A 12689-nucleotide genomic window follows, 5' to 3' on the forward strand; every position below is an offset into this window, starting at 1 on the left:
AAGTGATAACAAATAACAGCCAAAAACTGCGCAAGGACTGAAGATGCTTGACCTAAAACAACTTTATCAAGGCTTTCGCGACCCCGATACCATAGCCTCGTTTGCGGAGGATATCGCTAAATGCGCCCGCGCACTTAAAGAGCCTATTAATATCATGGAGGTCTGTGGCGGCCATACCCACACCATCATGAAATACGGCTTACTGGATTTATTGCCAGAAAATATTGAATTTATCCACGGTCCCGGCTGCCCAGTGTGTGTGATGCCCAAGGAGCGAATTGACCAAGCCGCAGTGCTCGCCCAGCAAGAGAATGTGATTTTAGTGACCCTAGGGGATATGATCCGCGTCCCCGGCTCCCAAGGCTCACTTGCCAGTTTCAGGGCCAAGGGCTGTGATATTCGCCCTATCTATGACCCTTTAGACACGCTCAAAATCGCCCGCGACAATCCCGATAAAACCGTGGTGTTTTTCGCCATTGGCTTTGAAACCTCAACCCCAATGACCGCGGTGCTGCTGCAACTGGCCGAGCAGGAAAAGCTGGCTAATTTGTTGTTTCATATCAACCACGTCTTAGTTCCACCCGCGATTGATGCTGTGATGCACGACCCTAAAGCTAGGGTCAATGCGTTTATTGGCCCAGCCCATGTCAGCGTGATCAGTGGTGCCAAAATCTATCGCCCCGCCGTCGAGCAATACGGTACGCCTGTAGTGGTATCGGGGTTCGAACCCGTCGATGTGATGGAATCCATCCTGCGCATTGTGCGGCAAAAGGTGGCGGGAACGGCGCTATTAGATATCCAATACAGCCGCGCCGTATCAGAGGAAGGCAATCTTGCCGCTCAGGCAAAGGTGGATCAATTTTTCCAGACTCGGCCGCAATTTCGTTGGCGCGGGCTTGGGCCCATTCCCAACTCGGCGCTTGAGTTAAGACCCGAATACGCCCACAGGGACGCCGAGAAGTACTTTAAGGACAGATTACCCGTCAAAGAGATTGACGATCATAAGGCTTGCCAATGCGGCGATATTCTTCGTGGGCTTGCCAAACCTAAGGACTGTAAAGTCTTTGGCCGCGGCTGCAATCCCGAAACTCCTCTCGGTAGCTGTATGGTTAGCTCCGAAGGCGCGTGTAATGCGTATTACCGCTATCAAGGCATAGATAGCAAGGAGCCACACCATGGCTGATTTCCAACCCAAAGATAAAGCGATTCAACTCAGCCACGGTGGTGGCGGCAAAGAGATGAATAAACTCATTCGTGAACTGTTTTTTGCCGAGTTCGATAACCCGATCCTGCGTAGCGAAGAAGACGCGGCCAAGCTTGAATTGCAAGGCGCGACCGCCTTTACCACAGATTCCTTTACCGTATCACCGCTGTTTTTTGCCGGCGGAGATATTGGCAAGTTGGCGATCGCCGGCACTGTGAATGATCTCGCCATGATGGGCGCCGAGCCACAGTATTTAAGTTGCAGCGTGATCATCGAAGAAGGCTTTTCGCTCAATCAGTTAACCACTATTGTGCGCAGCATGGCGAAGGAGCTTAAACAGAGCGGCGCCAGAATCGTCTGTGGCGATACCAAGGTCGTGCCTAAGGGCTGTGCCGATGGCTTGTTTATCAATACCTCAGGCGTTGGGCGCATTTTACGTCCAAATATCTCGGCGGCGAATGTCGCACCGGGGGATGCAATCATTGTCTCCCGCGATGTGGGCTGCCATGGCGCCGCGATTCTGATGGCGCGCGAAGGCCTGACCCTCGAATCGGCTTTGCAAAGCGATTGCGCCACTCTTTGGCCCGTGGTTGAGCAGCTTATTGCAGCGAATATTCCCATTCATGCGATGCGTGATGCGACCCGTGGCGGGCTCTCTGCCGTGTTAAACGAGTGGGCGGCGGCCGCCAATGTCGGGATAACCGTCAATGAAGCCAGTATTCCGGTTTGCGATGAAGTCAAAGGCTTGTGCGAACTCTATGGCTTTGAGGCCATGGATTTAGCCAATGAAGGCACCTTTATCTTGGCGGTCCCTAACGATATCGCCCTAGGCGCCTTAGAAATCATGCAGCGCTTTGGTCATTGCGAGCAGGCGGCCATCATCGGCACCGTCAGCGACGAACTTCCTGGAAAAGTGATCTTAAGAACGCCATGGAATACCAAACGTTACTTAGACCTGCCCCAGGGTGAACTGCTGCCAAGGATTTGTTAATGCACGAATATTCCATCGTTAGCGCCTTGATTGAGCAATGCGAGCAACACGCTAAGGCCAATCGTGCCAATAAAATCACCCGCGTCGATATCAAACTCGGTGTGATGAGCGGGGTCGAGCCCGCCTTGCTTGAGACCGCCTTTGAGACCTTTAAACTCGATGGGATCTGCCGTGATGCTGAACTGCGGATGACACTGCAACCCTTGGTGATTGCCTGTTTGGATTGCCACCAAGAGTCTGAGCTTGCTGAGCGCTCTATCGTCTGTCCTGCTTGTCACAGCTACCATACGCGGGTATTAGATGGCGAAGATATGCTGCTGATGCAGCTCGAAATGGAGCAAGAGGACGAGCGTTGAGTGGCTGTAAGCCTCTTACTTAATTATTCACACTTGATAAAAAATGGGCTTTAAGTATTTCACTTAAAGCCCATTTTATTGGTTTGCCAGCCGCGACTTTCACTATGGACAAGTCGCTATTGATAAATCGAAGCTTGCCCTTCGGGACGGGTCTTAAGCAGTCTTAAGAACCACATATATTGCTCAGGGTAAGCGAGGATCACTTGCTCAACCGCTTTATTCAGCGCCAACGCTTCGTTTTCTTTACCGACCATGTCTTCGGCGGCAATGGCGGGCATCACAGTTAAATCAAACTGGCGTGAAGCTTGGTTATAACCAATTTTTACCGGCAGCACTTGGGCATTTCCCGCCTGAGCTAAGCGGCCAACCACGGGTAAAGTCGCTTTAACTGTGCCTAAAAACGGGGTAAACACGCTCTGATCTGGGCCTAAATCTTCATCGGGCAAGTAGAAAAAGCTATTGTTCTGTTTTAATTCGGCCAACAAGGCGCGGATCCCCGCCTCTCGCATATAAACATGGCCACCGCCACTGCTACGTACCCTATTATTAAACCAGTTAAATAGCGCGTTTTTATGGGCCTTTGCCATAGTCACCATGGGCAAGTCGAGGTTTAACCTCAGTCCCGCATAATCGATAGGCCACACATGGGGCATGATAAATATCACAGGTTGCCCTTCCGCTTGTGCCGCTTGCACATGCTCAAAGCCCATGAGATTCACACGGCGGCGTAAATGCACCTTTGAGCGTACCAACAGCTCACCTTGAGATAACAGCACTAAGACGAAGTTCTGCACGTTCTCATCGATTAAGGCTTCAATCTCTGCGGCGGATTTTTCAGGGAAACACGCCTTTAAGTTCGCTCTGGCAATACCTATCGGCTTTTTCGCAATAGGTGCCACCAGTTTGGCCAAGGTTCTGGCGATAGGATCACGCAGCCACGCGGGCATGATCCCAAAAATCACTAATAGGCCGATCGCCAACCAAGTGACCCAATATTTAGGGTGCAATAAGGCCAGTTGAAAACGTCGGTCAAAATGTTTGGGCTGTCTTGACAAAGAAATCACCTCAGACAGTAAAAGACTGAATTCACATAGGAAGAAAATAGGAAAGCCACTCGCGATGGAGTGGCTTTCCTATCAAACTTTAAGAAATTACTTGCCCGCGTTAGCAGCTTCTACGCGAGTTTTCAGTTTCTGGCCGGGACGGAAGGTCACGACACGGCGAGCGGAAATCGGGATATCCTCGCCTGTTTTTGGGTTCCTTCCCGGTCTTTGATTCTTATCCCTAAGGTCAAAGTTGCCAAAGCCAGATAACTTGACCTGCTCACCACTTTCAAGTGCGCCTCGAATTTCTTCAAAGAACGACTCAACCATCTCTTTGGCGACACGCTTGTTAATGCCTAGTGTTTCAAAAAGATGTTCTGCCATTTCGGCTTTGGTAAGTGCCATACTTTAATCCCTCAACGATGCGTTGAACTCGGTCTTCAGGGCAGAAACAACTGAATCTACTGTCTCAGCGATCTCTTTTTCCTCAAGTGTACGAGTAGTGTCTTGTAATGTAAGTGCTATCGCCAAGCTCTTCTTGCCGGGCTCAACACCTTTACCTAAGTATACATCGAACAAGTTTATGCCAACCAACTGATTTTCGCCAACTTTTCTTATCAATTTCATTACATCGCCTGCAGATACACTTTCATCTACGACTACTGCGATGTCACGACGATTAGCCGGGAACTTAGATACAGCTTGGGCTAGCGGTAAACTGGTATGCAATAAAGCATCCAATTCCAACTCAAAAACGATGGTTTTACCATTGAGTCCAAAAGGCTTCTCCAAACTAGGATGGATAGCACCTATATGACCGATCACTCGATCATTTCTCAATATTTCAGCACATTGCCCTGGATGAAGAGCAGAATGCGTCGCTACTCTAAAGCTAAATTCTGATGCGGAAACTGTCAAGCCGATAATTGCTTCTAAATCGCCTTTAAGGTCGAAAAAATCAACAGTTTTCGATTCCATAGCCCAATGTTCGTCATTTTGGAGGCCAGTTATGACGCAACCGAGCATAGCTTGCTGTCTTACACCTGATTCTGCATTAATATCAGGAACAAAGCGCAGGCCAGTTTCAAAAAGTCTCACACGACCCTGTTGACGACTTTGGTTGTAGCCAACCGCAGTCAATAATCCTGTGAACATCGACAAACGCATGGCCGACATTTCGCTAGAAATCGGGTTCGGTAATACCATGGCTTGCTCACCTGGATGAACCAGATTTTGCAGCTTAGGATCGACGAAACTGTAAGTCACGGCTTCTTGGAAACCTCGGGCCACTAACAGCGAACGTACGCGCTTGAGGCTTAAGTCGGTTTCTTTATGGTCTGACATCCGCAGTGACGCCACAGGCGCAATATTTGGAATGTTGTTGTAACCGTAGATACGGGCGACTTCTTCGATTAAGTCTTCTTCAATCGCCATATCGAAGCGGTAAGTGGCGGTGGTGACCTGCCAGCTACCCTCACCTACAACGACGCCAAAACCTAAACGTTCGAGGATTTCAACCACGTCGCTATCGGGAACATGGTGGCCCAGAGTTTTATCTAACTTACTGCGACGCAATAGAATTTGCGCAGGCTTTGGTAAATCAGCGTCAGACTTGGCTTCAACCACAGGGCCCGCTTCACCGCCGCAAATATCCAACACTAAGCGAGTCGCACGGTCCATAACCTTATGCTGCATCTCAGGGTCAACACCACGCTCGAAACGGTGTGATGAATCAGTATGCAGACCTAAACGGCGTGATTTACCCATAATCGCTAACGGTGCGAAGAAGGCACATTCCAGCAGAATGTCTTGCGTGGTGTCACTCACACCCGAATATTCGCCACCAAATACGCCAGCAAGCGCTAATGGGCGAGCATCGTCGGCAATCACTAAAGTGTCGCTTGGAATGGTCACTTCGCTGCCATCGAGCAGAGTGATTTTCTCTTCGCCATTGCCTAAACGCACTTGGATATCGCCAGTTAATTTAGCTAAATCGAAGGCGTGCATCGGTTGACCAAATTCAACTAACACAAAGTTAGTGATATCCACGATGGAATCGATTGAGCGGATACCGCTACGACGCAATTTTTCCTGCATCCACAGAGGTGTTGCCGCTTTCACGTTCACATTCTTCACCACACGGCCTAAGTAGCGTGGGCAAGCTGCGGTTTCTTTGACGTTAATAGCCACTTTGGCATCAGTGGTTGGCGTCACGGCTTGCCACTGTGGCTCGGTTACCGCTTGACGGTTTAACACGCCAACTTCACGGGCCAAACCTACCATACCTAAGCAATCGGCACGGTTAGCAGTTAAATCGACTTCAATCACGGCATCATCAAGCTGGAGATACTCACGTAAATCCGTGCCTAATGGGGCATCTAATGGCAGTTCAATGATGCCATCACTGTCGATGTCGATGCCAAGCTCGCTGTACGAACACAGCATGCCTTCAGAGGGCATACCACGCAGCTTAGCCTTCTTAATTTTAAAATCGCCTGGCAGTACCGCGCCAACCATTGCTACGGCAACCTTTAAGCCTTGGCGGCAGTTTGGTGCGCCACAAACGATATCGATAAGCTCACCACTGCCGACACTGACTTTGGTCACGCGCAGTTTGTCTGCATCAGGGTGCTGGCCACACTCGACCACTTCACCAATCAAGACACCATTAAACTCGGCAGCCACGGCATCAACGCCATCAACTTCGAGTCCAGCCATAGTGATCTGGTGGGATAATGCTTCACGGCTAACGGCAGGATTGACCCACTCACGAAGCCAAGATTCGCTAAATTTCATGCTATACAGCTCCGTTATTTAAATTGCTTCAGGAAACGCAGGTCGTTTTCGAAAAACGAACGTAGATCGTTTACGCCGTAACGCAGCATTGTTAAACGCTCAACGCCCATACCAAAAGCAAAACCAGAGTATTTTTCTGGATCAATGCCCACGCTACGGAGCACATTTGGGTGCACCATACCGCAGCCTAACACTTCTAACCATTTGCCATTTTTACCCATCACGTCCACTTCAGCAGAAGGCTCAGTAAAGGGGAAATAAGAAGGACGGAAACGCACCTGCAAATCTTCCTCGAAGAAGTTACGCAGGAAGTCATGCAACACGCCTTTCAATTCGGCAAAGTTAACGTGCTCATCTACCAGCAAACCTTCCACTTGATGGAACATTGGTGTGTGAGTTTGGTCGTAGTCGTTACGATACACACGGCCCGGAGAAATAATTCGCAATGGCGGCTTTTCAGTTTCCATCGTACGGATCTGCACGCCCGAGGTTTGGGTTCGCAGCATCAGCTTAGGATTAAAGTAAAACGTATCGTGATCCGCACGCGCTGGGTGGTGCTCAGAGATATTCAAGGCGTCGAAGTTATGGAAGTCATCTTCGATTTCTGGCCCCTGCTTTACCGAAAACCCTAATTCCCCAAAAAAGGTTTCGATACGCTCAATAGTGCGCGTCACTGGGTGCAAACCACCGATTTCGATAGTGCGTCCAGGTAACGTCACATCAATCTTTTCGGCAATTAATTTGGCTTCCAGCTCAGCACTTTTCAGGCCGTCGATGCGCTCAGTTAATTTCTGCTGAATGGCCTGTTTCGCATCATTGACCGCCTGACCAAAAGCGGGTTTTTCTTCAGGACTTAAACTACCCATCATTTTCATCATGTCGGTGATCTTACCTTTCTTACCCAGGTAATCGACACGGATATCATCCAGTGCTTTTAGATCACTGGCCTGGTCAATAATGACTAAGGCTTGTGCTACGATCTCAGTTAACTGCTGCATTTTCTCTTCCACTGCATAGTCGCGCTTGATAAACAAGTGCTATGGGCGCCAAACTTTCAGGCTATTTCGGTGCTCAGGTTATCGGGCGTTAATGCCAGACGCATTGCTAGCCATAACGAAATAAAAGGATAGAAATTCTACGCGAGCGGGCGGCATATTACTAGGGTCTATTCGGGGTTTTTATCATGCAAATTCATGTGTTACCCCCAAAAATCACCTGTAGCTGGACACTTAAAAAAGTAATTGATGCATTTTTCAGCAATCACAGCTTCATATATTCCCCACTAGCGACGCATGTAACTAAACTGTAAACTTATGTTTGTACCTTGCCAAAATTGCAGCAAAAGAAACAAAAGTGCCGCAATTGGACAACAATAATACAAGCAACTGCTTACTAAACAAAAAAGCATAAAGTCTATGGCAAACCGACCGATATCCCTTTGGTCACAGCCCAATTTATCGAGGCGCTAATGAAAGAAGTAAAATTTCGTTGGATAGATCAATATCTTATCCACATGACCTTAAAAACAAAATTTGCAATACTCGCCCTAGTCCCCATGTTTATGATTGTGGGATTAGCGGTATTTTTAAATACTCAGTTTCGGGATACCCTGCTCGAAAGCCATTTGCATGGCATCCAAGACACCTCAGAGAAAATCAATCAACTTGCGGCGCATGTTTCTAGCAAGCTACCCGAGCAAGAAAGGCAAAATTTACCTAATCTGTTGAGCCAAGGCATCGAGAATGTTCAGATTGTCACGCTTTCTGAAGCCGATAGCCGCGCACAAACCCTTGCACGCAGTGGGGGCGGTATTGATACCAGCAGTTCACCTAATCGGGCGGTTAGCTCGGTTAATGATCAAAATATGCTGACCATCATTCCCGTCGACGATCGTCAACTGAACGCCCTTTTAGCCGATGACAATCTCTTAGTCTACAGCCTAATGGCAGTGCTGTTATTCGTGCTCTTCCTGTTTAGCTACTACATCTCCACCTTTGTGGGCGGTGCGCTCTACACCACAGTGATGGCACTTAAACGCGCAGCCTCGGGAGATTTGACTGGCCGATTAAACTTCTTCGAAGTGAAAGATGAATTCAGCATCTTAGCCATTAGCATCGACACTCTAGTCGAGCGTCAACACAACTTGGTGAAGCAAATTGCTGAATCCACCAGTAAAATCCGCGAAGTGGTTTCATCTTTTAGAAGCACGGCACAGCAAGGACAAGCCCTTGCGGTCAATCAACGTCAGCACCTCGATTCCTTAGCCACGGCGATGGAAGAAATGACCGCTGCGGTTAAAGAAGTGGCGCGCAACGCCGAGCAATCCTCCGCCGAAACCCAAGAGGCGAATCAGCAGGTCAATGCGGGCTCTAAGGATATTGAAACCACGGTAAGCGCAATTGATGTACTGTCGGATGAGATTTCTGCCGCCTCAGATGCGGTCAATATCCTCAACGAAAACGCCAGTAAAATCGATGAAGTGGTGTCGACCATTAATGCCATTTCGCAACAAACTAACCTACTCGCGTTAAACGCCGCGATTGAAGCGGCGCGCGCCGGCGAACAAGGCCGTGGCTTTGCGGTGGTGGCCGATGAGGTGAGAACCCTTGCCGGCCGCACCCAGGCGGCAACGGTTGAAATTAAGTCGATGATCGAATCGCTGCAACAGGGTACCCGCAATTTGACTCAAGTGATGTCGCGCACCGTAAGCCAAGCGAGTGAGGGCAAACAACATGTGCTGCAAACGGGTAAAGATCTCGAATCCATTGCCCACCACAGCAGCCGCGTGTTCGAAATGAGTGTGTTGATTGCCACGTCTGCGGAAGAACAATCGGCCGTGGCTAACGAAATCGCCACCAATCTGATGGAAATTCGCAACCAATCCCACGATGTCGAGCAATCGGCGAACCAATCTGTGTCGGGTTGTGATGAATTACAAGCCACCGCAGGCCAACTTGATCAACTGATGGTTGGGCTAAAAGTCTAATTCTTAAAAAGTCTCAGTCTAGCTGAAGTGGAAGGGATAGTTTTTATCCCTTCTTAATCATAAGTTGTGCACGTTTAATGTCGTCATAATGCTCAAATTGAGGATTGATCCTCGGGCCAAGATAAATCACCACTTCCCTGGCGCCAGCACCCAAAGCAAGTTCACGCAAAACCCTATCTTCAATATCAGTTAAACCACCTTCGGTCTTTTCCAATTGATGCAATATTACTCTAGGTGCCGCTCTAAATCCTGAGGAGTGAAGTTGAGAAATGCCGTATTGAAGCAGTTTTTCAGCCAGAGCAAAACTTGCGACAAACATTCGAGGGTGTGAAAACGGATTAACAATGCGAATTCCCTCACAGTCCAATGTGTTAGCATCATGGCCGATAGCTTTGATCATCGTTTTGTTGTGCTCAGTAACAAGTGCGAGCAAGGGTTCATACTCGATACTGGCCTTATCGCCAAAAGCCTTTATCATAATCTTAGCTTCACTTAACTCAATTAATAAGTCTTTAGAAATTAACCCCTTTAGCCAAGTAAACACATCTATTCTCCCGAAAAAGATATTTCCAGATAAAGCTTGTCTGCCCCAACGATTATTTTTCTATCAAGGTATTTGCCTTAAAAAGGCTAGCGCTTGCTCTAAATCGCGGGTACGCGCCATCGGCGGTAGCGAGTTTAAAAATGCCTGCCCATAGGGACGATTCACAATCCGATTATCACAGAGAATCAATACGCCGCTGTCCTTTTCGTCACGGATCAAACGTCCAACCCCTTGTTTGAGCGCAATAATCGCCTGAGGTAATGATACTTGGGTAAAAGGATCGCCGCCCTGACGGCTGATATTGTCGGCGCGGGCACGGTAAAGCGGCTCATCGGGGGACACAAAGGGCAGCTTATCGATAATCACGCAACTTAATAACTTGCCGCGCACGTCCACCCCTTCCCAAAAACTGCTCGTCCCTAGCAATACCGCATTCCCCAGTTGGCGAAACTTGGTCAGCAGGCTCTGCTTGCCCGCCTGCCCTTGCACCAAGAGTGGATATTGAGTTCGTGTGCGCAATGCCAGCGCGGTTTGCTCGAGCATTTTATGGCTAGTAAACAGAATAAAGGTTCGCCCCTGCGCCGCCTCAATCGCTTTGACACATACATCGACTAACTGCTTAAGCGCTTGCTGTTGATTCGCCACATTTCCCAGTTGCCTCGGCACACAAAATAACGCCTGACGCGGATAATCGAAGGGACTGTCTAAAATATGCGCCTTAGCATCGCTTATCCCAAGCTCCTGTGCAAAATGCCCTAGGCTGCGGTTCACTTGCAAGGTCGCCGAGGTAAAAATCCAGCTAGTATTGGCGACAAATAGCTGCTGGCACTCGCGGGCAATATTGATGGGTGACATTCGCAGCATGACAAAGCGGCTACCAAACTCAACGCTGTACGCCGCCTGCGGGTTATCACAATTGAAAAATTGATTCAGTTTATGATTAAGCTCAGTCAGCTTTACCGCAATATCATCCAATAATTCACTGCGCCCCACGTGTACAAGTAACAGCTTTTGCAGTGCGGTTAATTCAGCCAATAAATCCCAAGAGGCTAAGGCGATGGATTTATTACTAAGCTGCATCCGCCAGTCCGACTCGCCGCTCGAAAATAACGCATTATGCCAATCACTTAACTTGGTTAAACAGCGCTGACAAAATTGAGCAATCTGCCCCGTATCGCTGAGCTCGGTTTGATAAATCTGCAATAACTTTTGCAGATAATCATCGATGGTGCGACTCGACGATTGCTGCCCAAAGTAACTGACGCAGATGTCTGGCAACAAATGCGCCTCATCGAAGATCACGACATCGGGATCGGGCAACAGCTCGGCAAAGCCCGTATCCTTTAACACGCTGTCAGCAAAGAATAAGTGATGATTCACCACGATGATTTTTGCGTCCATGGCGCGGCTGCGGGCCTTACGGGTAAAACAGGCATCATAAAATTCGCAGCGCTGCCCAAGACAGGTCTCTTTGGTACTGACCACTAAGGGAAGCGCGGGAGAGTTTTCAGCAACTGAGGTTAAGCCACCGATATCGCCATCTTTACTCATACCCGCCCATTGATTGATTTTGAGTAAATCATCCAATAAGCGCGCCTCAATATGGCTGGCCTCCTGCATCTGCCTATGGAGTCGATGCTGGCATAAATAGTTATTGCGGCCTTTTAATAAGGCAAGCTTGGGCGCAATCCCAAGCATAGATGTCAATGCGGGTAAATCCTTTAGAAACAATTGCTCCTGCAAGTTTTTACTGCCCGTGCTCACGATTACTTGCTTGCCACTTAAGATCGCCGGAATTAGATACGCGAAGGTTTTACCGACCCCAGTTCCCGCTTCAATCAGTGCATTGCCCTTACTCGCAATCGCTTCACTGATGATTTGTGCCATTTCAACCTGACTCTGACGCGCACTAAACCCTTGAATATGCTTGGCAAGTACCCCATCGCTGGCAAAAGCGCGCAGCACTTCACTCGCCAATCGGCTCATTGGACGTTGAGCGTCGCTCGACTGCAGATTGGATTGCTGAAGTTTGGCTTGCCGCATCGCTGGGCGTCGGGAATGATTCAAGGGCGTGCGAGGTCCTTTAATAGGGTTAACATAATACGGTTCTAAGATGGCGGACTGTGGCTTAAGTCGTAAACAATTATTAAGGAGCCTGACTCCGTAAGGCCGCAGTGTAATTAAGCCCGCCTAATAATACCAATAGTTTCAGTCCTGCGCCGAATTCAACATGAACATAGTTCTATGCGAGAATATTGCGAAGTTTGGCGGCCAGTCGAAACCCCGCTTAAAAAATTGGTGCTCCTTGCCACGGAGGAACGTTTATAACGCGACAGGATGATTCGATGAAATACCTTTCTGTTTTTTTACTATTGTTGGCTTTTAACCCCGCCTCATGGGCAGGTTGTGATGAAGTGACTTCGCAATGCCTCGTTATTAATGGGCAGGAAGAACGCTCGGAATCCTGTGATATCGCGATTTGCTCCAATATGAGCGAATACCTAGTTGATGTCTCGCTCGAAAATGGAGGAACCATTTTTATGAAACAGGATAATCAATCGCAGCTGATTCGTGTTAATGGCAACCCAGGTATCTTCATAAGGCCGTCACCCGAAAAGAATGACCAAACCTGTTATGCTATGGCAGATAAAAGCATAACTTACTGCTTGCCTGATGCAGTGCTGTAATCAATATTGATAACCGTATATTTTAGACAGCAAAACGGACTGCAGATAGCTCACTATCAAGGTAAGCGTGGAGCATAGGGGT

General features: G+C 48.5%; 11 protein-coding genes. 5 read left to right on the top strand and 6 right to left on the bottom strand.

Going from position 1 to position 12689, the window contains the following annotated elements; translation table 11 throughout:
• The first annotated feature begins 43 nt into the window (after nucleotides 1–43).
• From hypD to hypA, 3 genes are read left to right on the top strand one after another with little or no spacing between them, the layout of a single operon-like run.
• Nucleotides 44–1183, top strand: a complete 1140-nt coding sequence (gene hypD, locus ACUZ8J_RS11600; protein WP_446693903.1) for a hydrogenase formation protein HypD — start codon at nucleotides 44–46, stop codon at nucleotides 1181–1183.
• A complete protein-coding gene (hypE, locus tag ACUZ8J_RS11605; protein ID WP_011626302.1) occupies nucleotides 1176–2195 on the top strand; it encodes a hydrogenase expression/formation protein HypE in 1020 nt (339 codons plus the stop codon). The genes hypD and hypE overlap by 8 nt, the downstream gene beginning before the upstream one ends.
• Complete coding sequence (gene hypA, locus ACUZ8J_RS11610) at nucleotides 2195–2551, top strand: hydrogenase/urease nickel incorporation protein HypA (RefSeq protein WP_374917320.1); 357 nt, start codon at nucleotides 2195–2197, stop codon at nucleotides 2549–2551. The genes hypE and hypA overlap by 1 nt, the downstream gene beginning before the upstream one ends.
• A 116-nt stretch (nucleotides 2552–2667) precedes the next feature.
• On the opposite strand, the gene lpxM is transcribed toward hypA, so the two are convergent.
• The 4 genes from lpxM to pheS form a co-directional block, all read right to left on the bottom strand.
• Entirely contained in the window at nucleotides 2668–3606 is a 939-nt protein-coding gene (lpxM, locus tag ACUZ8J_RS11615) for a lauroyl-Kdo(2)-lipid IV(A) myristoyltransferase (protein ID WP_089067917.1), read from the bottom strand.
• Between the two features lie 96 nt (nucleotides 3607–3702).
• A complete protein-coding gene (ihfA, locus tag ACUZ8J_RS11620) occupies nucleotides 3703–3999 on the bottom strand; it encodes an integration host factor subunit alpha (RefSeq protein ID WP_011716870.1) in 297 nt (98 codons plus the stop codon).
• Between the two features lie 3 nt (nucleotides 4000–4002).
• A complete protein-coding gene (pheT, locus tag ACUZ8J_RS11625) occupies nucleotides 4003–6390 on the bottom strand; it encodes a phenylalanine--tRNA ligase subunit beta (protein WP_446693904.1) in 2388 nt (795 codons plus the stop codon).
• 14 nt (nucleotides 6391–6404) lie between these two features.
• On the bottom strand, nucleotides 6405–7388 hold the full coding sequence (pheS, locus tag ACUZ8J_RS11630; RefSeq protein ID WP_446693905.1) for a phenylalanine--tRNA ligase subunit alpha: 984 nt from the start codon (nucleotides 7386–7388) through the stop codon (nucleotides 6405–6407).
• A 470-nt stretch (nucleotides 7389–7858) separates the two neighbouring features.
• Between pheS and ACUZ8J_RS11635 the strand changes: the two genes are divergently transcribed.
• Nucleotides 7859–9376 carry a methyl-accepting chemotaxis protein gene (locus ACUZ8J_RS11635; RefSeq protein WP_446693906.1) on the top strand — a complete coding sequence of 506 codons (1518 nt, stop codon included), beginning with the start codon at nucleotides 7859–7861 and terminating at the stop codon, nucleotides 9374–9376.
• A gap of 43 nt (nucleotides 9377–9419) precedes the next feature.
• Here the strand turns inward: ACUZ8J_RS11635 and ACUZ8J_RS11640 are convergent, their stop codons facing one another.
• Nucleotides 9420–9920 (bottom strand): rod shape-determining protein, encoded by a 501-nt coding sequence (locus ACUZ8J_RS11640; RefSeq protein WP_446693907.1) that lies wholly within the window; start codon nucleotides 9918–9920, stop codon nucleotides 9420–9422.
• Between the two features lie 63 nt (nucleotides 9921–9983).
• A complete protein-coding gene (locus ACUZ8J_RS11645) occupies nucleotides 9984–11963 on the bottom strand; it encodes an ATP-dependent DNA helicase (protein WP_446694933.1) in 1980 nt (659 codons plus the stop codon).
• Nucleotides 11964–12265: 302 nt separating this feature from the next.
• On the opposite strand from ACUZ8J_RS11645, the gene ACUZ8J_RS11650 reads away from it, so the two are divergent.
• Complete coding sequence (locus ACUZ8J_RS11650; RefSeq protein ID WP_446693908.1) at nucleotides 12266–12607, top strand: hypothetical protein; 342 nt, start codon at nucleotides 12266–12268, stop codon at nucleotides 12605–12607.
• The last annotated feature ends 82 nt before the right edge of the window (nucleotides 12608–12689 follow it).

The sequence above is a fragment of the Shewanella sp. Koi 1 genome (genome assembly GCF_052907445.1).

What these genes read in the sequence shown, in the direction of transcription:
- hypD (WP_446693903.1), top strand. Translation starts at nt 44, where the DNA reads ATGCTTGACCTAAAACAACTTTATCAAGGCTTTCGCGACCCCGATACC.
- hypE (WP_011626302.1), top strand. Translation starts at nt 1,176, where the DNA reads ATGGCTGATTTCCAACCCAAAGATAAAGCGATTCAACTCAGCCACGGT.
- hypA (WP_374917320.1), top strand. Translation starts at nt 2,195, where the DNA reads ATGCACGAATATTCCATCGTTAGCGCCTTGATTGAGCAATGCGAGCAA.
- ihfA (WP_011716870.1), bottom strand. Translation starts at nt 3,999, where the DNA reads ATGGCACTTACCAAAGCCGAAATGGCAGAACATCTTTTTGAAACACTA.
- pheT (WP_446693904.1), bottom strand. Translation starts at nt 6,390, where the DNA reads ATGAAATTTAGCGAATCTTGGCTTCGTGAGTGGGTCAATCCTGCCGTT.
- pheS (WP_446693905.1), bottom strand. Translation starts at nt 7,388, where the DNA reads ATGCAGCAGTTAACTGAGATCGTAGCACAAGCCTTAGTCATTATTGAC.
- ACUZ8J_RS11635 (WP_446693906.1), top strand. Translation starts at nt 7,859, where the DNA reads ATGAAAGAAGTAAAATTTCGTTGGATAGATCAATATCTTATCCACATG.
- ACUZ8J_RS11645 (WP_446694933.1), bottom strand. Translation starts at nt 11,963, where the DNA reads ATGCGGCAAGCCAAACTTCAGCAATCCAATCTGCAGTCGAGCGACGCT.
- ACUZ8J_RS11650 (WP_446693908.1), top strand. Translation starts at nt 12,266, where the DNA reads ATGAAATACCTTTCTGTTTTTTTACTATTGTTGGCTTTTAACCCCGCC.